The organism is Streptomyces sp. NPDC001594, from assembly GCF_042893675.1.
Lineage (GTDB): Bacteria > Actinomycetota > Actinomycetes > Streptomycetales > Streptomycetaceae > Streptomyces.
Window position 1 is genome coordinate 204,227 of sequence record NZ_JBIAVB010000015.1, and the last position, 20,599, is coordinate 224,825.

General features: G+C 74.7%; 14 protein-coding genes. 3 read left to right on the plus strand and 11 right to left on the minus strand.

Going from position 1 to position 20,599, the window contains the following annotated elements:
• Window positions 1–41: 41 nt before the first annotated feature.
• A complete protein-coding gene (locus tag ACFY0O_RS28250) occupies window positions 42–1,154 on the plus strand; it encodes a TOMM precursor leader peptide-binding protein (RefSeq protein ID WP_388951613.1) in 1,113 nt (370 codons plus the stop codon).
• An 8-nt stretch (window positions 1,155–1,162) separates the two neighbouring features.
• Here the strand turns inward: ACFY0O_RS28250 and ACFY0O_RS28255 are convergent, their stop codons facing one another.
• The gene (locus ACFY0O_RS28255) at window positions 1,163–4,375 is read right to left on the minus strand and encodes a tetratricopeptide repeat protein (protein WP_388951615.1); all 3,213 of its coding nucleotides are present in this window, start codon (window positions 4,373–4,375) and stop codon (window positions 1,163–1,165) included.
• 86 nt (window positions 4,376–4,461) lie between these two features.
• Between ACFY0O_RS28255 and ACFY0O_RS28260 the strand changes: the two genes are divergently transcribed.
• Window positions 4,462–5,790 carry an ABC1 kinase family protein gene (locus ACFY0O_RS28260; protein ID WP_388951618.1) on the plus strand — a complete coding sequence of 443 codons (1,329 nt, stop codon included), beginning with the start codon at window positions 4,462–4,464 and terminating at the stop codon, window positions 5,788–5,790.
• A 9-nt stretch (window positions 5,791–5,799) separates the two neighbouring features.
• Here the strand turns inward: ACFY0O_RS28260 and ACFY0O_RS28265 are convergent, their stop codons facing one another.
• From ACFY0O_RS28265 to ACFY0O_RS28285, 5 genes are all read right to left on the minus strand, one after another.
• Window positions 5,800–6,009: a hypothetical protein gene (locus tag ACFY0O_RS28265; protein ID WP_388951619.1), complete on the minus strand. Its 210-nt coding sequence runs from the start codon at window positions 6,007–6,009 to the stop codon at window positions 5,800–5,802.
• Window positions 6,010–6,175: 166 nt separating this feature from the next.
• Complete coding sequence (locus ACFY0O_RS28270; RefSeq protein WP_388951621.1) at window positions 6,176–6,508, minus strand: hypothetical protein; 333 nt, start codon at window positions 6,506–6,508, stop codon at window positions 6,176–6,178.
• Window positions 6,505–6,876: a WhiB family transcriptional regulator gene (locus ACFY0O_RS28275; RefSeq protein WP_358894327.1), complete on the minus strand. Its 372-nt coding sequence runs from the start codon at window positions 6,874–6,876 to the stop codon at window positions 6,505–6,507. The genes ACFY0O_RS28270 and ACFY0O_RS28275 overlap by 4 nt, the downstream gene beginning before the upstream one ends.
• A 183-nt stretch (window positions 6,877–7,059) precedes the next feature.
• Window positions 7,060–7,380 (minus strand): hypothetical protein, encoded by a 321-nt coding sequence (locus tag ACFY0O_RS28280; protein WP_388951675.1) that lies wholly within the window; start codon window positions 7,378–7,380, stop codon window positions 7,060–7,062.
• A 179-nt stretch (window positions 7,381–7,559) separates the two neighbouring features.
• Window positions 7,560–9,737 carry an ATP-dependent DNA helicase UvrD2 gene (locus ACFY0O_RS28285; protein WP_388951624.1) on the minus strand — a complete coding sequence of 726 codons (2,178 nt, stop codon included), beginning with the start codon at window positions 9,735–9,737 and terminating at the stop codon, window positions 7,560–7,562.
• Between the two features lie 172 nt (window positions 9,738–9,909).
• Here ACFY0O_RS28285 and ACFY0O_RS28290 point away from each other — a divergent pair, with 172 nt between their 5' ends.
• The gene (locus ACFY0O_RS28290) at window positions 9,910–10,170 is read left to right on the plus strand and encodes a mycoredoxin (protein ID WP_045949161.1); all 261 of its coding nucleotides are present in this window, start codon (window positions 9,910–9,912) and stop codon (window positions 10,168–10,170) included.
• A gap of 91 nt (window positions 10,171–10,261) precedes the next feature.
• Here ACFY0O_RS28290 and nudC read toward each other — a convergent pair whose 3' ends face one another.
• From nudC to ACFY0O_RS28315, 5 genes are all read right to left on the minus strand, one after another.
• On the minus strand, window positions 10,262–11,209 hold the full coding sequence (gene nudC, locus ACFY0O_RS28295; RefSeq protein WP_358894324.1) for an NAD(+) diphosphatase: 948 nt from the start codon (window positions 11,207–11,209) through the stop codon (window positions 10,262–10,264).
• Between the two features lie 50 nt (window positions 11,210–11,259).
• Window positions 11,260–12,696, minus strand: a complete 1,437-nt coding sequence (locus ACFY0O_RS28300) for a dipeptidase (RefSeq protein ID WP_388951627.1) — start codon at window positions 12,694–12,696, stop codon at window positions 11,260–11,262.
• A gap of 10 nt (window positions 12,697–12,706) precedes the next feature.
• Window positions 12,707–16,489 (minus strand): UvrD-helicase domain-containing protein, encoded by a 3,783-nt coding sequence (locus ACFY0O_RS28305; protein ID WP_388951630.1) that lies wholly within the window; start codon window positions 16,487–16,489, stop codon window positions 12,707–12,709.
• A gap of 43 nt (window positions 16,490–16,532) precedes the next feature.
• Window positions 16,533–19,934, minus strand: coding sequence for an ATP-dependent helicase (locus ACFY0O_RS28310; RefSeq protein ID WP_388951678.1), 3,402 nt, complete (start codon window positions 19,932–19,934; stop codon window positions 16,533–16,535).
• 207 nt (window positions 19,935–20,141) lie between these two features.
• Complete coding sequence (locus tag ACFY0O_RS28315) at window positions 20,142–20,498, minus strand: MGMT family protein (RefSeq protein WP_358894320.1); 357 nt, start codon at window positions 20,496–20,498, stop codon at window positions 20,142–20,144.
• Between the last annotated feature and the right edge of the window lie 101 nt (window positions 20,499–20,599).

The window sequence follows — 20,599 nt, forward strand, 5'->3', positions numbered from 1 at the left end:
GGAAACGGCCGCGGACGGTACGGGGAGACGAGGAGGCGGCGATGTATCCGAAGGTGAAGCCCGCGCTGGCACGGGCGTGGCGGGACCTGCAGACGGTGCAGTTCGGGGTGACCCCGGCGCATGCGGTGGTGCTCGGCCCGGTGCACACGGCCACCGGATCGCTCATCGACCGGATCGACGGGACGCGCGGCATGGAGCTGCTGCGGTCGGAGGCTCGCGGGATGGGGCTGCCCGAGGGGCGGGCGGACGGGCTGGTCAGGCGGCTCGCGGGGGCCGGGCTGCTCGACGACGCCACGGCGGGCGGGCCCCGCGCCCAGGCCGTGCGCAGCCGCCCGGAGGTGCTGGAGCGGCTCGGCCCCGATCTGGGCTCGCTGTCCCTGGTGCGTCCGGAGCCCGGGGGCGACTTACGGGGCGTCGCGGCCCGCCGGGCCATACGGGTCCGGGTGCGCGGGAGCGGCCGGGTGGGGGCGCTGGTGGCCGCCGTGCTGGCGGGAGCCGGGGTGGGGCGGGTCGAGGTGCTGGACGGGGGCCGGGTGGAGCCGGCCGATGTGGCGCCGGGCGGGCTGGGCCCGGGGAGCGTGGGCCGGCTGCGGGCCGAGGCGGCGCGGGCCCTCGTGCGGGAGTCGGCCCCGGGGCGGGCCCCGCGGGAGGGCGACCCCGAGGGGCCGGGGCCGGAGGTCGCGCTGGTGGTGGTCGCGCCCCGGGACGGCCTCCAGGCGTGGGCGCCCGATCCGGCGACGGCCGCCGACTGGGTGGCGACGGGCACCCCGCACCTGTACGCGGGGGTGCTGGAGGGGACGGGGCTGGTCGGGCCGCTGGTGCTGCCCGGGGTGACGGCCTGCGCCGGGTGCATGGAGCGCGAGCGCGTCGGCCGGGACCCGGCCTGGCCGCGGATGCTGGTCCAGTGGCGGTCGGCGCACCGGCGGCGGGAGCGGGCCGCCTGCGATCTGGGGCTCTCCACGGCGGTGGCCGGCCTGGCCGCGGCCCACGCCCTGGCCTTCCTCGACGGCCGCCTGCCCGGCTCCACCGGCGCCCGCTGGGAGGCCGCCCTGCCCGCCCTGCACTGGGAGCGCTCGGCGCTGGTACCGCATCCGGACTGTCCGTGCGGGGCGGCGGTGCCGGCGGTGGGGCCGGAATTGGAGGCCCGGTCATGAGGCGGATGTCAGGCGAGCCGGTTCTCGACGACCTGGCAGAACCCGAGGAGCCGCGGCTGCGCCGAACCAAGCAGCGGAAGCAGGCCGCACAGGGCCATGAGCATCTCGTGGACCGTTCCCCGGGGCGGGTCGAGGTCCAGGAAGCGGAGCAGGTACCGCTCGGCCTCATCCCAGCGGGCCCATACGCAGTGGGCGAGGACGAGGCAGCCGAAGTCCTCGGCGTCCTCGGGTTCGGTAAGGAGTTCAACCACCCGTTCCAAGTGGCCCTCGTGGTCGGCGCGCCCGAGGGCGCGGAGCACCACGGCCGTCTCGTAGTGCGCCCAGACGTCGTCGGGCTGGAGCGCGAGCGCCCGGGTGAGATCGGCCAGCGCCTGGTCGAACCGGCCGAGAAGACGGCGGGCGAGGCCGCAGCGGGTCAACTCCTCCGCGTTGTCGGGGCGGAGCTCGTCCGCACGGAGGTAGTCGGTCAGCGCCTCCTCGTACTGGCCGGTCTTGCGGTGGACGTCCCCCCGGTCGCCGAAGGCCCAGGGCTCGTCGGGCTCGAGTTCCGCGGCACGGGTGTGGTCCGCCAGGGCTTCCGCGTACCGGCCGAGCCGTTCATGCGTCAGCCCGCGCTGGTACAGGGCCCACCAGACCTCCGGCTTGAGCCGGATCGCGAGGTCGAGGTCGGACAGCGCCTCCTCGTACCGGTCCGTGAGCTGGTAGGTGACCCCGCGCTCGGCGAGGGTCCAGGCATCGTCGGGGCTGAGCTCGATGGCGCGGCTGAGGTCGGCCAAAGCCTCGCCGTAGCGGCCCATGAGCCTGAAGGCGCTGCCCCGGCCCGCGAGTGCCCGGGGGTGGTCGGGTTCCAGTTCGAGGGCGCGGGTGTAGTCGGCCACCGCCTCCTCGTACCGGTCCTGGTGCCAGTGGCACTCTCCCCGGAGGCGGTGGCCCCATACGTCTTCCGGGGCGAGCTCGACCGCCCGGTCGAGGTCGGACAGCGCCTCCTCGTACCGCTTGGTGGCGATCAGGAAGAAGGCGCGGATCACCAGGGCCCAGGTGCTGTCGGGTTCGGCCGCGATGGCCCGGTCGAAGTCGGCGCGGGCCTCGGCGAACCGGCCCGTGTCGCGATGCAGGGCGCCGCGGTAGACGTATGCCTCGTAGCTGTCCGGAGCGAGCACGATCGCCCGGTCGAGGTCCGCCATGGCCTCCTCGGTTCGGCCGAGGTTGAAGTGGCACGCTCCCCGGTTGACCAGGCTCTGGGCGTCGGGATCGAGTTCGATGGCGCGGGTGTAGTCCTCGGCTGCCTCTTCGAAGCGTTCCGTGAGCTCATGGGTGCGGCCGCGGCCGTAGTGGGCGCGCGCGGCGCCCGTGTCGAGGGCGAGGGCCTGTGCGTAGTCGGCGAGGGCCTCGGGGTACCGCTCGGCGTTGCGGTGGTCGCGGCCTCGGAGGGTGAAGGCGACGCAGCGGCCCGCCGTGTCGAGCCGGCTGCCGGCCAGCAGGAGCGTCAGGACAGCGATGCCGGGCTCAGGCTGTTCCAGGGCCGTCCGGAGGCGTTCGCCCCAGTCGGTCAGGTCCTCGGACTCGGTGTCCCGGGCGGCCTGGTCCAGGGTGTCCGCCCAGCGGCGGAGGGTGGTGAGGCCGTGGTCATAGGCGTCGAGGAGCTCCCTGAGGGCGTCAGGGAGGGCGCCGCGCGGGTCGGCGCAGAGGCGGTGGTAGGTCTCCTGGAGGCGGTGGCCGCGCCAGGTCTCGTCCTGCCACCAGCCGTCCGGCGGGGCCGGGGCCTCCTCCAGCCGGTCGCGTCGCCGCGAGAAGGCGTCGGCCAGGCGGGTGTGCAGCTGCTGCCACCTGGTGGGGGACTGCCTGCGCTGGAGGCGGAGCATCGCGCTGCGGACGACCTCGTGGTAGCGGCAGTGGCCGGAGCGGTCGGTGACGAAGGGCATCGAGCGCAGCCAGCCGAAGAGTTCGGCCGCCTCCTCCTCCACGGCCGCCCGGTACACGTCCTCGTCCAGCTGCTGCGGGAACGCGCAGACCAGGGCGGCGGCCCGGCGGGCCGGGTCGGTCTCCCACTTCAGGAACCGCTCGACGGCGGTGCCGCTGGGATCGCCGATCTCCTCGACGCTGCCGGGCTGGGTCTCGGCGAGGGTGGAGACCAGGACCGGCAGCCGTTCCGACAGCCGCAGGATCACCTCGACGACCCGCTCGTCCGTCACGCCCTTTCCGGTGAGCAGGGCGCGGGCCTCCGTGTCGGTGAACACCTCCAGCGGCCAGTCGGTGACCAGGTCGTGCCAGTCCCCCCAGCAGTGGGCGGCGAGCCGGGACTGGCCGGCCAGGGTGACCAGCACGTTCGCGGGCAGCTCGCCGTGGCGGTCGGTGACGATGATGTCGCGCAGCCAGGTGTCCAGCATCGGCCCGGTGCGCTCGTAGGTGTCGAAGAACAGCACGATCCACGGGTGCCTGCGGGCGGCCTCCGAGAGTTCCTCCAGGAAGACGGGGGTGAGGACGTCCAGCGGGGAGAGGATCAGCTCTACGTCGCCGTGGTGGCGCAGCCGGGTGCTGAGGAGGGCCCTCACCCGGTCCGCCCCGGCGGCGACCTGGTTGGGGTCGACCGCGCCGGTGAAGGCGCCGACTCCGGGGATCATGCCCAAGCCGACCAGGCCCAGCTGGGAGGCGACCACGCTGGAGGGCGACGGGGCGGGGGCGCCGCCGGAGGCCGGGTCGGCCGCCGCGGCACCCATTCCGGCATCGGCTTCGTGCCGGCGCTGGCGGTAGGTGGCCAGCAGTTTGTCGAAGGCCTTCAGCGGGGCGCCCTGCTGGGCGAACTGGCCGCTGACGACCTCCATCGCCTCGATGGGGTCGGCGACGGATTCGTCGACGTAGGCGGTGACCGCCTGCCCTTCGCGGGCGATGGTCTCCAGTTGCCGCACCAGGGTCGACTTCCCGACGCCGGCCGGGCCGCGCACATGGAAAAGGAACTGCGTCCCCTCGTCGGGGGGCCGGCGCATGGCGTCCCGGAAGGCCGCCACTTGTCCCTGGCGGCCGATGAAGCCGCTGGAACGCCTCCGCCGGATCAGTTCTTGCCGAGAAGGCCCCCGCCCCGCCATCCACGGTCCCCTTCGCGCTCGGCCCCGGTCGCTGCTCCGACCATGGTGTCTCGCCGAGAACGGGCCCGGCCCGGGTTGGCCGGATTGGGATCCTGGCGGAGGCGGGCCGGTGTGGGCACGGGTGGCGGAAAGGGCCATGGCAGGATGCGGGGTGACCGCAGGCGCGGGGAGGACACCCCTCGGCCGCCGCTTGCGCCGAGGCTGTCTGGGAATTGGAGGGGCGTATGTCTGATCTTCCCCGGAAGGCGGTCACCCGTACGGTCAAGCTGGCCGCGCTGCCGCTCGGTATCGCCGGGCGGGCCACCTGGGGGCTGGGCAAGCGGATCGGCGGGAAGTCGGCCGAGATCGTGGCCCGTGAGCTCCAGCAGCGCACCGCCGAGCAGTTGTTCCGCACGCTCGGCGAGCTCAAGGGGGGTGCCATGAAGTTCGGGCAGGCCCTCTCGGTGTTCGAGTCGGCGCTTCCCGAAGAGGTCATCGGGCCCTACCGGGCGGCGCTGACCAAGCTTCAGGAGGCGGCGCCTCCGCTGCCGGCGGCGCGGGTGCACCAGGTGCTCGCGGAGCGGCTCGGGGAGGACTGGCGCGAACTGTTCGAGGAGTTCGAGGACAAGCCCGCCGCTGCGGCCTCGATCGGGCAGGTGCACCGGGCCGTGTGGCACGACGGGCGGCAGGTGGCGGTCAAGGTCCAGTACCCGGGGGCCGGGGAGGCGCTGCTGTCGGACCTCAAGCAGCTGGGCCGGTTCGCCGGGCTGCTGGGACCGCTGATCCCGGGCATGGACGTCAAACCGCTGATCACCGAGTTGCGCGACCGGGTCGCCGAGGAGCTGGACTACGAGCTGGAGGCCGAGGCGCAGCGCACCCACGCGGACGCCTTCGTCGGCGACGAGGACGTGGTCGTCCCCGACGTGGTGCACCAGGGCGACCAGGTGCTGGTGACCGAGTGGCTGGAGGGCACCCCGCTGTCGGAGGTCATAGCCGACGGCACGCAGGAGGAGCGCGACCGCGCCGGCCAGCTGCTGACCCGCTTCCTCTTCTCCGGCCCGGCGCGCACGGGGCTGCTGCACGCCGATCCGCATCCGGGGAACTTCCGGCTCATGGCCGGGGCGGACGGCCGGATGCGGCTGGGCGTGCTGGACTTCGGCACGGTGGACCGGCTGCCCGGCGGTTGGCCCAAGCCGATCGGCCGGTCGCTGCGGATGACCCTGGAGGGGGACGCCGAGGGGGTCTACGGGCACCTGCGCGCCGAGGGGTTCGTGAAGGAGTCCATCGCGCTCGACCCGGACGCGGTGCTCGACTACCTCAAGCCGATCATCGAGCCGGCCGAGGCCGACGCGTTCACCTTCACCCGGTCGTGGCTGCGCGGGCAGGCCGCGCGGATCGCCGATCCCCGTTCCCCCGCACACCAGTTGGGGCGGCAGATCAACCTGCCGCCGTCCTACCTGCTGATCCACCGGGTGACTCTGAGCACCATCGGGGTGCTGTGCCAGCTGGGTGCGACGGTGCGGCTGCGCGACGAACTGGACGCCTGGCTGCCCGGGTTCGCGTCCGAGGACTGAGCCTTCGGCTCACCACCAGGAGGAGTCGAGCCGGCCCTCGATCGCGCGGAGGTTGGCGCGCGCGCAGTCGACGCAGAAGAACTGTCTGGCCCCGTTCTCCACCGAGCAGGTCCAGGTGGGTGGGGCGCCGTTCGGGGAGCGGGCGCCGCAGCGCGCGCAGACGACGGGCTGGTCCTCGGGTCCCGGCTTGGCGGGGTGGGGAGTCGGCTGGTCCACCACCAGACGATATCCCCGAGGGGTCGCACCCGGGCCCGCAACGCACCGGAGGGACCGGTCCGTTCGGACCGGTCCCTCCGGGGGTGCCGCCGCCGGCCTGGTCGGGCCGGCGGCGGCGGTGTTCGCACCGCGCTGGTGCGGAGCCGGGTCGCGGCTCCGTGCGGGGCCGTCAGTGCATGACGGCCATGGCCAGCGCGCGGCGGGCGCGCAGCGAGACGCGCTCGGCCTTGCGCTGCATGCGCCGGGCGGCGACCAGGCGCACGGCGTGACGCTGGGCGTCCACCTCGCGCAGCCGGTCGTCCATATGCGCACGGGCCAGGGCTTCTGGGATGAGTTGCATTTCGCGGGTCCTGTTCTGACGCGAGGTGATCGCGCCGGTGGTGATGAAGTCTGCGGTGGCGGAGCCGTGCGGCTGCTCGCTCGTGTTGGCGTAGGGGGACATGGGGGCCTGCTTCAGGGGGTCGTGCGTCAGGGGGCGGTCGATGGTTCCGGTGGCGGTCATGCCGCAGCAACCGGGTTCTTGCGCGGACGGCCACGGGGCCGCTTGCGGGCCACGACCACGCCCTGGACGAAGAGCTCTCCGCCCCAGACGCCCCAGGGCTCGCGGCGCTCCTTGGCGCCGGCGAGGCAGGCCTCGACCAGCGGGCAGGTGCCGCAGAGGGACTTGGCGTACTCGACGTCCGCCGGGGACTCGGCGAAGAAGACCTCGGGGTCGAAGGTCCGGCACGGTACGGGGACGCCGAGGTTCTCGATGGCGTCGTCGAGCGCGGTGAGCGCGGTGAGGGGGGTCAAGGCGGGGTCCTCCGGAACTGCGGGCGGGGAGATCGTTCGGGTCTGCGGTGCGGACGGGGCGTGCGCTTCGAGTTGCACGGTGGTCTCTTCCTCGTCTGGTTCGGTTAGTCGTTCCGGCCGGTCGGCCGGGTGGCGGCTGTTACCTGGTCCTGCCAGTCCCGAGGCCCCTTCGCTCCGTCCTCCCCGTTCGGGGACAAACAGAAGGGCCGCGGATCCCGGGTGGGGTTCCGCGGCCCTGAAGGCGCCGGCCTGATCATGCGATCAGGCTGGATCACTCCAGGGTTCGAGCCCGCGGAAGGCCCACATCAGGTGGTGCTGCGTCGTCTGCGTGTGCTGGTTCTTGATTCCGGCACTGGCGGCACCGGCTGCGGCCGCGAAACCATAGGCGCCGTGCGCCTGCTGGGCTCCGCCTACTGCCACCAGTGCCTTGGTCGGTCGTTCGTTGCGCTCGCTGACCGGAAGGGTCGCCAGCAGGGCGGGCTTGTCGGCGGAAATCGCGGACAGACCGGTGCCCCGGAGGGAGACGGAACCGAGCAGGCAGGAAGCGGCAACCGAGCGATCGGTCATTTTGGTGAAGGTCATGAAGCTGGTCACTGGTCTCGCCTCCTCTCGGCGTCTCGGGGACCTGGCCCGGGGGCCCGTCCCATGCGTATTCGGATAAGTACAGCACGGATCCGGGGCTTCGGAGAAGCCACCGTTTCCGTTGCTAAGAACCTATGGGGATTGCCTGGGCATGTGCAAACTATTTTTCCGACGAGTTTCTACGCGTCGTCAGAATCCTCGCCCGCAGGCTCCTGGCCTGCGCAGATGGCCAGCACGTCGGACCCGTAGCGGTCGAGCTTGCGGCCGCCGACTCCAGAGATCATCGAGAGCTCGCCCGGCTCGGAGGGCGCGGCCTCCGCGATGGCCATCAGCGTCTTGTCGGTGAAGACGCAGTAGGCGGGCAGCCCCTGGAGCTTCGACTGGCCGGCCCGCCACTCGCGCAGCCGCTCGTAGAGGCCCTCGTCCATGTCCGAGGGGCAGTCCCCGCAGCGCATCAGTTTGATGTCCCCGGCCTCCGTCAGGGTCCGGCCGCAGACCCGGCACAGCACCGGGCCGCGGCTGCCGCGTCTGCGGGGCCCGCGCTCGGCCGGGGCTGCGGACCGCGCCCCTGGGGCCGTCGAGCCCGGCCGCAGGCCGTTCAGGAAGCGGCTGGGGCGTCGGGAGGCCCGGCCCCCCGGAGCCCGCGAGAGGGCCCAGGAGAGCGTCAGGTGCAGCCGTGCCCGGGTGACCCCGACGTAGAGCAGCCGGCGCTCCTCCTCGACCTGCTCGTCGGTCTTGGCGTAGGTGATCGGCACCATGCCGTCGGTGAGGCCCACGAGGAACACGGCGTCCCACTCCAGGCCCTTCGCGGCATGCAGCGAGGCCAGGGTCACGCCCTGGACGGTCGGCGCGTGCTGTGCGGCCTTGCGCTCCTCCAGCTCGACGGTGAGCTCGGCCAGGCCGGCGCCGGGCCGGGCGCGGGCGAAGTCCTCGGCGAGGCGGACCAGCGCGGCCAGCGACTCCCACTGGTCGCGCACGGCGCCCGAGCCGGCCGGCGGCTCGGCGGTCCAGCCGGTGGAGCTGAGCACGGCCCGGACCTGGGAGCCCAGCTCCACGACGTCGTCGAGGAGGGGGTCGTTGCCGGCGGAGCGGGCGGCTCCGCGCAGGGCGAGGACCGCCTTCTGGACCTCGGCCCGCTCGAAGAAGCGCTCGGCGCCGCGCAGCTGGTAGGGGACCCCGGCGTCGGCGAGGGCCTGCTCGTAGACCTCGGACTGGGCGTTGATCCGGTAGAGCACGGCGATCTCCCCGGCCGGGACCCCGGCGGCGATCAGGTCGCGGACCCGGCGGGCGACGCCCTCGGCCTCGGCGGGCTCGTCCGGGTACTCGGCGTAGACCGGGTCGGGTCCGGGCTCGCGCTGGGAGAGCAGCTCCAGCCGGTGTTCGGCGGCCCGGCCCCTGGCCTGCGCGAGCAGGCCGTTGGCGAGGTGGACCACCTGGGGGGTGGAGCGGTAGTCGCGGACCAGCTTGACCACGGTGGCGTGGGGGTAGCGGCCGCGGAAGTCCAGCAGGTGGTCGGGGGTGGCGCCGGTGAAGGAGTAGATGGTCTGGCTGGCGTCGCCGACCACGCAGAGGCTGTCGCGCTCGCCCAGCCACAGCTCCAGCAGCCGCTGCTGGAGGGGGCTGACGTCCTGGTACTCGTCCACCACGAAGTGCTGGTACTGGGCGCGGATCTGCTCGGCGATGTCGTGCCGGTCCTGGAGGATGCCGACGGTGAGGAGCAACACGTCCTCGAAGTCGATCATCCCGCGGTCGCGCTTGAGCTGCTCGTACGTGCCGTAGATCTGGGCGATCTCGGCCGCGTCCCGGGGGACCTCGCGGCCCGCCTTGAGGGCGGCCGCCGGGTAGTCGGCGGGGACGGTCTGGGTGACCTTGGCCCACTCGATCTCGCCGGTGACGTCGCGCAGCTCGTTCCGGTCGAGGCGGACGCGGCTGCGCGCCCCGGCCTCGGCCACGAACTGGACCTTGCGCTCGAGGAGGCGGGGGAGGTCGCCGCCGACGGCCCGGGGCCAGAAGTACTGGAGCTGGCGCAGGGCGGCGGAGTGGAAGGTACGGGCCTGGACCCCGCCGGCGCCCAGCGCGCGCAGCCGGCCGCGCATCTCGCCGGCGGCCCGGTTGGTGAACGTGACGGCGAGCACGCTGGCGGGCATGAGCTGCCCGGACCGGACCCCGTAGGCGATCCGGTGCGTGATCGCCCGGGTCTTGCCGGTGCCGGCTCCGGCCAGCACGCACACCGGGCCGCGCAGGGTCGTGGCGACCTCGCGCTGCTCCGGGTCGAGGCCCAGGAGCACCGCGTCGGCGTCGGCCGCGCCGGTAGCCGGGCCGGCCGGGAAGGAGGGGGAGTGCGTTGCTGCTGTCACCCCAACATGCTGCCAGGTCGGCTGGGGCGGGCGGGAAATCCGTCCACAGGCCCGGGCAGGTTGTCGGATGGGTCATACCGGGCGGGGGCCGGGAATGGCCGGGGGACGGCGTGCGTTCGAGTACTCGGACCGGGCGGGACTCCGGTCCCCCAGACCTCACAGAGGAGCGAGCATGCAGGACACGGGCACGGTCACGATGTACAGCACCACCTGGTGCGGCTACTGCCGCCGGCTGAAGACGCAGCTGGACCGGGAGGGCATCGCGTACAACGAGATCAACATCGAGCTCGACCCCGAGTCCGCCAAGTTCGTGGAGCAGGCCAACGGCGGCAACCAGACCGTCCCGACCGTGCTCGTGAAGTCCTCCGCCGGCAACGAGTCCGTGATGACGAACCCGAGCCTCGCGCAGGTCAAGCAGGCCCTCGCCGTCTGATTCCGCCGGGTGCGGAGCACGTGCGGAACGCGGAAGGCCCCCGCCGAGGCGGGGGCCTTCCGCGTATGACCGTGGGACCGTGTGACGAAAGTTATGCCGCCGGCGCCGGCTTCGGCAGCGGCCGGCCGTACCAGAGCTCGACGAGCCGGGCCGCGATGGAGATCCCCGACGGCGGGACGACCGCGCCGGACTCGAACGCCTCGGCCAGTTCCTCCCGGGAGAACCAGCGGGCCTCCTGGATCTCCTCGCCGTCGACGGTGATCTCGGAGCTGACGGCCCGCGCGTTGAAGCCCAGCATCAGGCTGTACGGGAAGGGCCAGGGCTGGCTGGCGACGTACTCGACCTCGCCGATCCGCACGCCCGCCTCCTCCCACACCTCGCGGACCACGGCCGCCTCGATCGACTCGCCCGGCTCCACGAACCCGGCCAGCGTGGAGAAGCGGCCCTCCGGCCAGTGCACCTGGCGGCCCAGGAGCGCGCGGTCCTGCTCGTCGGTGACCAGCATGATCACGGCCGGGTCGGTGCGCGGGTAGTGCTCGGCGCCGCAGCCCGGGCAGCGGCGGATGTGCCCGGCGGCCGCGACCACGGTGCGCTCGCCGCAGCGGGAGCAGAAGCGGTGCATGCGCTGCCAGTTCTCCAGCGCCACCGCGTGCACCATCAGCCCGGCGTCGCGCGGGGAGAGCAGCAGCCCGGCCTCCCGGAGCCCGGCGGGGCGGGCCGACTGGTCCATCCGGCCGGGCAGCGAGTCCTTCTGCAGCGCGAAGTACCGTACGCCGTCCTCGTCGGTGCCCAGGAAGTAGCGGTGGGTCTCGGTGACCGGGGCCTCGAAGGCCGGGGTCATCACGATGGCCGTGCCGCCGTCGGGGGTGTCGTCGATCAGCACCTGACCGCCGGAGACGACGAAGACGCGGGTCGTCGGGTGGCTCCAGGCGGCGGCGAGCCAGGCCTCGTCGAGGCGGTGGTGCGCGGCGCGGTCTATGTCGCTGGGCGCGGTGAGCGACAGTGGGCGCTCGGTGTGCGTGCTCACAGGTACTTCCAACTCCCCCGGTGTATGGGACAAGGCAGGCGTACGGACGTGGGTGCGTGCGGTCAGGCGGTGGCGGCGGCCGCGACGGGCGCGGGCGGGGCCCAGTTCTCGGCGAGGTCGCCCCACAGGTGGGCGGCGGTCTCGACGCCCTTGAGGAGCAGGTCCAGCTCGACCTTCTCGTTCGGGGAGTGCCAGCCGTCGGACGGGACGGAGATGCCGAGGAACAGGACCGGCGCGTCCAGGACGTCCTGGAGGTCGGCCGCCGGGCCCGAGCCGCCCTCGCGGGTGAAGCGGACCTGCTGCCCGAAGGCCCGGCCCATGGCGCGGACGACGGACTGGAGGGCGGGGTGGTCCAGCGGGGTCAGGCAGGGGCGGGTGGGCGCGCCGAAGGTGATGGAGTGCCGGATGCCGGCCGGGACCCGGGCCGCGACCCAGTCGCGGACGGCGGCCTCGACCTCGTACGGGTCCTGCCCCGAGACCAGCCGGAACGACAGCTTCAGGTGGGCGGAGGCGGGCACGATGGTCTTGCCGCCGGGGCCCTGGTAGCCGCCGCCGATGCCGTTGACCTCGGCGGTCGGGCGGGCCCAGACGCGCTCCAGGGTGGAGTAGCCGGCCTCGCCGGAGGCGGCGTGGGACTTGGCCGTGCGCAGCCACTCGGCCTCGTCGAAGGGCAGCTCGGAGATCAGCCGGCGCTCGGCGTCGGTGAGCTCGGTGATGCCTTCGTAGAAGCCGGGGATGGTGACCCGTTCGTCCTCGTCGTGCAGGGCCGCGACGAGGCGGGCGGCGACGGTGGCCGGGTTGGGCACGGCTCCGCCGAAGGCACCCGAGTGGATGTCCTGGTCGGGGCCGTGGAAGTCGATCTCGCAGTCGGCGACGCCGCGCATGCCGGTGCAGACGGTGGGGGTGGTCTCGGACCACATGCCGGTGTCGGAGACGATCACGACGTCGGCGGCGAGCTCGGCGGCGCGGGCCTCGACGAGCGCGCGGAAGTTCGGGGAGCCGGACTCCTCCTCGCCCTCGACGAGGAGCTTGAGGTGCACGGCGGGGGCCTCGGCGCCGGTGGCGGCGAGGTGGGCGCGCACGCCGAGGGTGTGGAAGAAGACCTGGCCCTTGTCGTCGGCCGCGCCGCGCCCGTACATCCGGCCGTCCTTGACGACGGGCTCGAAGGGCTCGGTGTGCCAGCCGTCGGCGAGGGCCGCGGGCTGGACGTCGTGGTGGCCGTAGACGAGGACGGTGGGGGCGGCCGGGTCGGCGGCGGGCCAGTGGGCGAAGACGGCGGGGGCGCCGGCGCCCGCGGCGGTCTCCCAGATCTCGGTGACCGGGAAGCCGGTCTCCTTGAGCTTGGCCGCGAGCCATTCGGCGCTGCGGCGTACGTCGCCCGCGTGCTCGGGCTGGGCCGAGACGGACGGGATGCGCAGCCACTCGGCGAGGTCGTCGAGGAAGGCCGTGCGGTGGGTGCCGATGTACGTGCGGACGACGTTGTCCGGGGTTTCGCTCATGGTCACGAGCCTAGCCGTCCGCCCGGGGCGTGCCGTCCGTGCCCGTTTTGCCTTGGAGGATCCGCTCAAGACGCTCGCGTCCGGGCAGGTCACGGGGGCGGATGACACGGCCGCTGCGGACGTGGAGGAAGGCGGCGGCGACCCGGTCGAGGGGGGTGCCGGTGGCTTCCGCCCAGGCGAGGCGGTAGACGGCGAGCTGGAGGGGGTCGGCCTGGGTGGTGCGGCCGGTCTTCCAGTCGACGACCTCGTAGGAGCCGTCGGGGTTGCGGTACACGGCGTCGATCCGGCCGCGGATGACGCGGCCGGCGAGGGTGAGCTGGACGGGCGCCTCCATCCGGTACGGGGTGCGCTCGGCGTACTCGCTGCGCTCGAAGGCGGCCTTGAGGGACTCGAGGTCGGCGGCGTCGGCGATCTCCTGGTCGGTACCGGGGAGGTCGGCGGCGGGGTCGAGGACGTCGAGGTGGGGCAGGGGGAGGGCGTCGAAGCGGGACTCGACCCAGGCGTGGAAGCGGGTGCCCTGGCGGGCGGCGGGCTGCGGGGGCTTGGGCATGGGGCGGGCGAGGTCGCGCACGAAGGCCTGCTCGTCGGCGGCGAGCCGCAGGAGCTGGCTCGCGGAGAGCGCGCCGGGCAGCTCCACGTCGCGCACGGCGGCGCGGGCGCGGAGCAGCTCGCCCTCCAGGGCGTCGAGGTCACGGTCCCAGGAGGCGATGGTGCGGGCCTCTTCGGGCGTGAGCCGGTCGCCTGCGGCGGGCTGGGGGGCGGCGGTCTCGGGCCCCGGCCCGGCGGAGGGCAGCACGGCCTCCCCGGCCCAGAGGTCGTCACCGTCGGCGGGGTCGGGCCGAAGGCCGGATTCCCCCACCCCGGCCCTTCCCGAAACCGGGGCTGCGCCCCGGACCCCGTCCGGGCCCGGCCCGGTTGCGCCGGGGCCGCCCATGGGGGCTTCGCCCCACGGGTCCACGGGCACGGCTTCGCCGGCCCACAGGGCGTCGGGCGCCTCGGGGGAGGCGGTGTCCGGCCCCGCCGACGCCTGCGCGGCGGCGGGCACGGCCTCGCCCGCCCAGAGGTCGTCCGGTCCGCCCGGCACGTCAGTGCCGGGCACGGCTTCGCCGGCCCACGGGGTGTCGGCTGCCCGGGGCGCGGGCACGGCTTCGGCGGGCCATGCGTCGTCCTGGGGGGCGGGGGCTTCGGCGGGCCAGGGGGTGGGTTCGTCCTCGTAGGACGGGTCCTCGCAGTCGGGGGGCCAGAGGTAGGGGTCGTCGGACGGGGCCGGGGCCGGGGCGGGCCGGGTCGCCAGGTGGGCCTCCACCAGGGCCGCCGCCTCGCGGCGGAGGGCGAGGGAGTGCGGGTCCAGGGGCAGGGGCCAGGAGTGGTCCGGGGTGGCGTCGGAGGCGAGGGACGGGTTCTCGGCTTCGGGGGGCGGGGGGGCCGCCCAGGTTTCGATGTCGCCGTAGCCGCGCGCGCAGTGGTCGTGGAGGGCCTGGAGGAAGGCGGAGGGGCCGCGGCGGCGCTTCTGGGTGGGGCCCCACCAGTGGCCCGAGGCGAGGAGGAGGGAGCGGGGGCGGGTGAAGGTGACGTAGCCCAGGCGGAGCTCCTCCGTCTCCTTGTGGGACTTCAGGGCCGCCTTGAAGGACTTCAGGCCCGCCGAGGTCCACACCGGGTCGGCCGGCAGGGTCTCGCAGTCGCCGCGCAGGGCGTACGGGAGCACCTTCGGGTACGCGGTCCAGGCCTCCGGGGCCTTCTCCTTCGGGAAGGAGCCCGCGCACAGGTCGGGGACCACGACCACGTCCCACTCCAGGCCCTTGGACTTGTGGGCGGTGAGGACCTTGACCGTGTTCTCCCCGCCGGGCAGGGCGTGGTCCAGGCCCTTCTCGTACTGGGCGGCCGTGCGCAGGAAGCCCAGGAAGGCCAGCAGGGTGGCGTCGCCGTCCAGCGCGGCGAAGCCGGCCGCGACGTCCAGGAAGTTGGACAGGGTCTCGCGGCGGCGGGCCGCCAGGGCGTGCGGGGAGGCCGCGAGTTCCACGTCCAGGCCCGTGGTGCCCAGGACCCGGTGCAGGACGTCCATCAGCGGGTCGGACAGGGAGCGGCGCAGGTCGCGGAGCTCCTGGGCGAGGTGGGCGAAGCGGACCCGGGCGGCCGGGGAGAACGGGAGGTCCTCGGTGGCGGAGCCGTCCAGGAAGGTCTCCAGGGCGTCGGCCAGGGAGACGACCTCGGCCGGGTCGACGCCCTCGACCGCGGCGGCGAGGCGCCCGTCGGGGCCGTCCAGGGCCCCGGGGCGGGCGACGAGCTGCCGGGCCAGGCGCCCGAGCAGGGCCAGGTCGCGGGCGCCGATGCGCCAGCGCGGGCCGATGAGGAGGCGGACCAGGGCGGCGTTGGCGCCGGGGTCCTGGAGCACCTCGCAGACGGAGACCAGGTCGGCGACCTCGGGGAGGTGCAGGAGGCCGGACAGGCCCACGACCTCGACGGGGACGTCCCGGGCGACCAGGACCGCCTGGATGCTCGCGAAGTCGGCCGCCGAGCGGCACAGGACCGCGATCTCGCCGGGCTCCCGGCCCGTTCGCACCAGGTGGGCCACGGAGTCGCCGAGCCACTCCAGCTCCTCGGCGTGGGTGGGCAGCAGCGCGCAGCGGACCAGGCCGTCGCGCTCGGCGCCCGGGGCCGGGCGCAGCGCCTCGACGCCCTCGTGCAGGGCGCGCAGCGGGGCGGCGAGGCCGTTGGCGAGGTCCAGCAGGCGGCCGCCGCTGCGCCGGTTCTCGCTGAGGGAGAGACGGGTCGCGGGCGTGCCGTCGGCGTGCGGGAAGTGCTCGGGGAAGTCGTCCAGGTTGGCGACGGAGGCCCCGCGCCAGCCGTAGATGGCCTGGCAGGGGTCGCCGACGGCGGTCACGGCGTGCCCGGTGCCCCCTCCGAAGAGGCCGGACAGCAGCAGCCGCTGGGCGACGGAGGTGTCCTGGTACTCGTCGAGGAGGACCACGCGGAACTCCTCGCGCAGCAGGGCGCCGACTTCCGGGCGGGTGGTGGCGAGCCGCGCGGAGAGGGCTATCTGGTCGCCGAAGTCGAACAGGTCGCGGGAGCGCTTGGCCTCGCGGTAGCGGGTGACGAGCTCCAGCAGCTCCAGGCGGCCGCGGGCGGCCTCGGGGACCTTGCGCAGGTCGTCGTTGGTGAGCTTGGTGTCGGCGAGGGCGCCGAGGAGCTCGGTGTCGTACGCGCGCAGCTCCGCCGGTTCGACCAGGTGCTCGGAGAGCTCCCCGTCGAGCGCGAGGAGGTCGCTGACCAGGTCGGGGACGGACTTGGTGAGGGCCGGGTAGGGGCCGGGGGCCTCGCGGATGACCTTCGCGGCGAGCTGGAAGCGGGTGGCGTCGGCGAGGAGGCGGGCGCTGGGCTCCAGGCCGATGCGCAGGCCGTGGTCCTTGAGGAGCTGGCCGGCGAAGGCGTGGTACGTGGAGATGCGGGGCTCGCCGCCCGCCGCGCCGGGGTCGGCCGGGGAAGGGTCGGGGTCGGTGACGCCGGCCCGCGCGAGGGCTTTGCGTACGCGTTCGGCGAGCTCGCCGGCGGCCTTGTTGGTGAAGGTGAGGCCGAGGACCTGTTCGGGGGCGACGGCGCCGGTGCCGACGAGCCAGACGACCCGGGCGGCCATGACCGTCGTCTTGCCGGAGCCGGCGCCCGCGACGATGACCTGGGGGGCGGGCGGGGCGGTGACGCAGGCCAGCTGCTCGGGCGTGAAGGGGATCCCGAGGAGCTCCTTGAGCTGCTCGGGATCGTCGAGGACGGGGGCGCGCCCGGACACGTACGCGGTCACCTCAGAAGGCTAGCCGCCCGCGCCGACACTCCCGGCCGCCGTCTCATTCCACGGTCTGGCGGCCCTCGGGGAGGGCGCTGCAGGAGCTGCGGAAGGAGCAGTGCTTGCAGTGTTCACCGGTGGCGGGTGCGAAGCGTTCGTCCAGGACCCGGCCCGCGGCGGTGGCCAGCAGGTCGCCGACCCACTCGCCGGAGCTGCCGGGGGACAGGGCCTCCTGGGCCTGGACCTTGGGGACCTCGTCGCCGCCGTCGCGCTTGGCGGCGCCCTGCCGCAGCTGGACGAGTTCCGCGCCGCCGGGTTCGGGGCGGCGGCCGTCGAAGACCTCGTCGACGGCGCCCTCGCGGACGGCGAGCTGGTAGACGGCGAGCTGGGGGTGGCGGGCGACCTCGTCGCGGGTGGGGGCGCCCTTGCCGGTCTTGAAGTCGACGACGTACGCGCGGCCCTGCGGGTCGGCCTCGACGCGGTCCATGGAGCCGCGGATGCGGACGGCGTACTCCCCCGCGTCGAGGGTGACGTCGAAGTCGTGCTCGGTGGCGACGGCGGTGCGGCCGCCGCGGTCGGTGGTGTGCCAGCGCAGGAAGCGTTCCAGGGCGGCGCGGGCGTTGTCCTTCTCCTGGCGGGACTTCCAGGGGGCGTCGAAGGCGAGGGCGTCCCAGACGGAGTCCAGGCGTTCCATGAGCACGGCCAGGTCGGCGGGGGTGCGGCCGGAGGCGACCTCGTCGGCGAGGACGTGGACGACGTTGCCGAAGCCCTGGGCGGCGGTGGAGGGGGCGTCGGCCTTGACCTCGCGGCCGAGGAACCACTGGAGGGAGCAGGTGTTGGCGAGCTGTTCCAGGGCGCTGGGCGAGAGGTTCAGGGCGCGGTCGCGGTCGCGGAGGGGGGCGGCGGAGGCGGTGGGCTCGTACAGGCCCCACCAGCGCTGCGGGTGCGCGGCGGGGACCAGGGGGCGGTCCTCGTCGTCGGTGAGCGCGGCGAGCCGGGCCAGGCGCCGGGCGGCGGCGTCGCGCAGGGCGGGCGAGGCGTCGGGGTCGACGGTGGTGGCGCGGAGCTCGGCGACGAGCGCCGGGACGGCGAGGGGGCGGCGGGGGCGGCCGGTGACGTCCTTGGGGGTGACGCCGAGTTCGGTGAGGAAGCGGGAGGGCTGGTCGCCGTCTTCGGCGGGGGCCTTGACGGCGGTGACGACGAGGCGGTGGCGGGCGCGGGTGGCGGCCACGTAGAACAGCCGGCGTTCCTCGGCGAGGAGGGCGCCGGGGGTGAGGGGTTCGGCGAGGCCGTCGCGGCCGATGCGGTCGGCTTCGAGGAGGGAGCCGCGGCGGCGCAGGTCGGGCCAGAGGCCTTCCTGGACCCCGGCGACGACGACGAGGCCCCATTCCAGGCCCTTGGAGCGGTGGGCGGTCATGAGGCGTACGGAGTCGGAGCGGACGGTCCGGCCGGTGAGGGTGTCGGCGGCGATGTCCTCGGCGTCGAGCTGTTCGAGGAAGTTGAGCGCGCCGCGGCCGCCGGTGCGTTCCTCGGCGCGGGCGGCGTTGTCGAAGAGGGCGCACACGGCGTCGAGGTCCCGGTCGGCGTTGCGGCCGGCCGGGCCGCCGCGGCGGGCCTGGCGTTCGAGGCGCTGCGGCCAGGGGGTGCCGTCCCAGAGGGCCCAGAGGGCCTCCTCGGCGGTGCCGCCGCCCTGGAGGAGCTCGCGGGCCTTGCGCAGGAGCAGGCCGAGGCGCTGCGCGCCGCGGGCGTAGGCGGGGTCGTGCGCGGTGAGGCGTTCGGGCTCGGCGAGGGCGCGGGCGAGCAGCACGTCGGAGGGCGCGGGGACGGCGGTCCCGGCGGCCCGCTCCTCGTCCCGCAGAGCCCGCCCGAGGCGGCGCAGGTCGGCGGCGTCCATGCCGCCGAGCGGCGAGGTGAGCAACTCGACGGCGTCCTCGACCCCGACCCACCCTTCGCCTCCGGCGGGGGCGGGGGCGGCCGCGGCTTCGCCGGGCGCGGGCTCGTCCCCCTCGCGCGCCTCGGCGCCTGCGGCGCCGGACCCGGCCGGGGCCGGCAGGGATGCGCCCGCGGCGTTCGGCAGGTCGGCGGTCGGCGCCTCCGGCGGCGGGGCGGCGGGCGGGAGGGTGGCGGCGGCTGTGGCGGTGAGGCGGAGGGCCGTCAGGAGGGGGGAGAGGGCCGGTTCGTGGCGGAGGGGGGTGGTCGTGGTGTCCGTTTCCGCCGGGACGCCCGCCGCGATCAGGGCGCGGCGCATCGCCGGGAGGGTGCGGCCGCCCGAGCGGACCAGGACGGCCATGTCCTGCCAGGGGACGCCGTCCTCCAGGTGGGCGCGGCGCAGGATGTCGGCGATGTTGTCCAGTTCGGCCCCGGCGGTCGGGTACGTGTACACCTCCACGCTGCCGCCCTCGCGGACGGGTGTCAGGGCGCGGTGGGCCCGGACGGCGGCGGCGGGCAGGCGCGGGACCGGCATGCGGGTGGTCAGGAGGCGGGTGGCGGCCAGCAGGTTCACGCCCGAGCGGCGGCCGACGGTGAGCGCGCGGACCCCGGCGCCGGGGAAGGACGCCTCGAAGTCGAGGGTGTTGTTGATGTCGGCGCCCCGGAAGGCGTAGATCGACTGGTCGGGGTCGCCGAAGGCGACCAGGGTGCCCGCCGGGCCGTTCAGCGCGCGCAGCAGCCGCAGCTGGGAGGCGTCCGTGTCCTGGTACTCGTCCACGTAGATCACGTCGTACGAGGAGGAGAGGGACGGGGTCTCCTCGGCGAGGAGGACGGCGCGGTGGACGAGCTCGGCGTAGTCCAGGGAGCCCTGGAGGTCCAGGACGTCGAGGTACTCGGAGAGGAAGGCCGCCGCCGCCTTCCAGTCGGGCCGTCCGATGCGGTCGGCGAAGGAGGCGAGGGCGGTCGGGCCCAGGCCCAGCTCGCGGGCGCGGGCCAGGACGGCGCGGACCTCGTCGGCGAAGCCGCGCGTGGTGAGCGCGGCCCGCAGGTCCTCCGGCCAGCGGATGGAGCGGAGCCGGCGCTGGCCCTCCAGCAGGGTGCGGACCATCACGTCCTGCTCCGGTCCGGACAGCAGCCGCAGCGGGTCCGCGAAGAGTTCGTGGTCCTGGTGGGCGCGGACCAGCCCGTAGCAGAAGGAGTGGAAGGTGGTGGCCTGCGGGGCGCGGGCGCCGCCGAGCCGCAGGGCGGCCCGGTCGCGCAGTTCGACGGCGGCCTTGCGGCTGAAGGTGAGGATCAGGATGCGGGCCGGGTCGGTCCCGGCCTCGACGCGGGCGGCGGCCGCCTCGACCAGGGTGGTGGTCTTGCCGGTGCCCGGGCCGGCCAGGACGAGGAGCGGTCCGCCGGTGTGATCAACCACCGCCCGCTGGGCCGCGTCCAGAACAGGGGGGGCCACCTGCCGCGGGCCGGTGCGCACCAGGCGGTACGCGTCGGGCGTACGCGTACGCCGCTCCGAGCGGCCGGGAGGAGAGGTGATCACGTGGGGTGCCGGTCCTGGTGGGTCTGCGGGTGCTGTCAGCGGGGCGGACGGCGCGGGCGCCGGAGCCGAAGAGGCAACGCTACGGCAACCGGCCGGGCCGCCGCAGTCCGTCCCGGTGGGGCCGGACGTCGACCCGGGGGCCCCGCGGGCCGTCCCCCGTACGGGCCTTCGGGTGCCCGTACGGACTCCGGATGGCCGAAGCTGTCAGATGTGAGCCTCGTCGCCTCCGGCGTCTTCCCCGGCCCCGTCCCAGCGTGCCCGCCGCATCGCCAGCCGGGGCTCGCCGGAAGGGGTCTCGCGCAGCGGTGTGCCCTCGGTCCGGTAGTGCTCCAGGGCGCGGCGTTCGTGCCCGGGCAGGGGTACGCCGTCGGCGCGCACCACCCGCCACCAGGGCACGGCTCCCCCGTACAGGGCCATGACGCGCCCGACTTGGCGGGGTCCGCCCTCGCCGAGCCACTCGGCGACGTCCCCGTACGTCATCACCCGGCCGGGCGGAATCCGCTCGGCCGCCTCCAGTACCCGCTCCGCGTACGCGGGCAGCTCTCCGCTCATTCCGCCCATGGTGCCGGATGCCGCGGACGGCTCGGCGGAAGCTTCGGTTCCATACCGGCGCGCACCCTGATGCCCCGCTGGGGCGCCGGTCCGTGCCACCATCTTCCGGG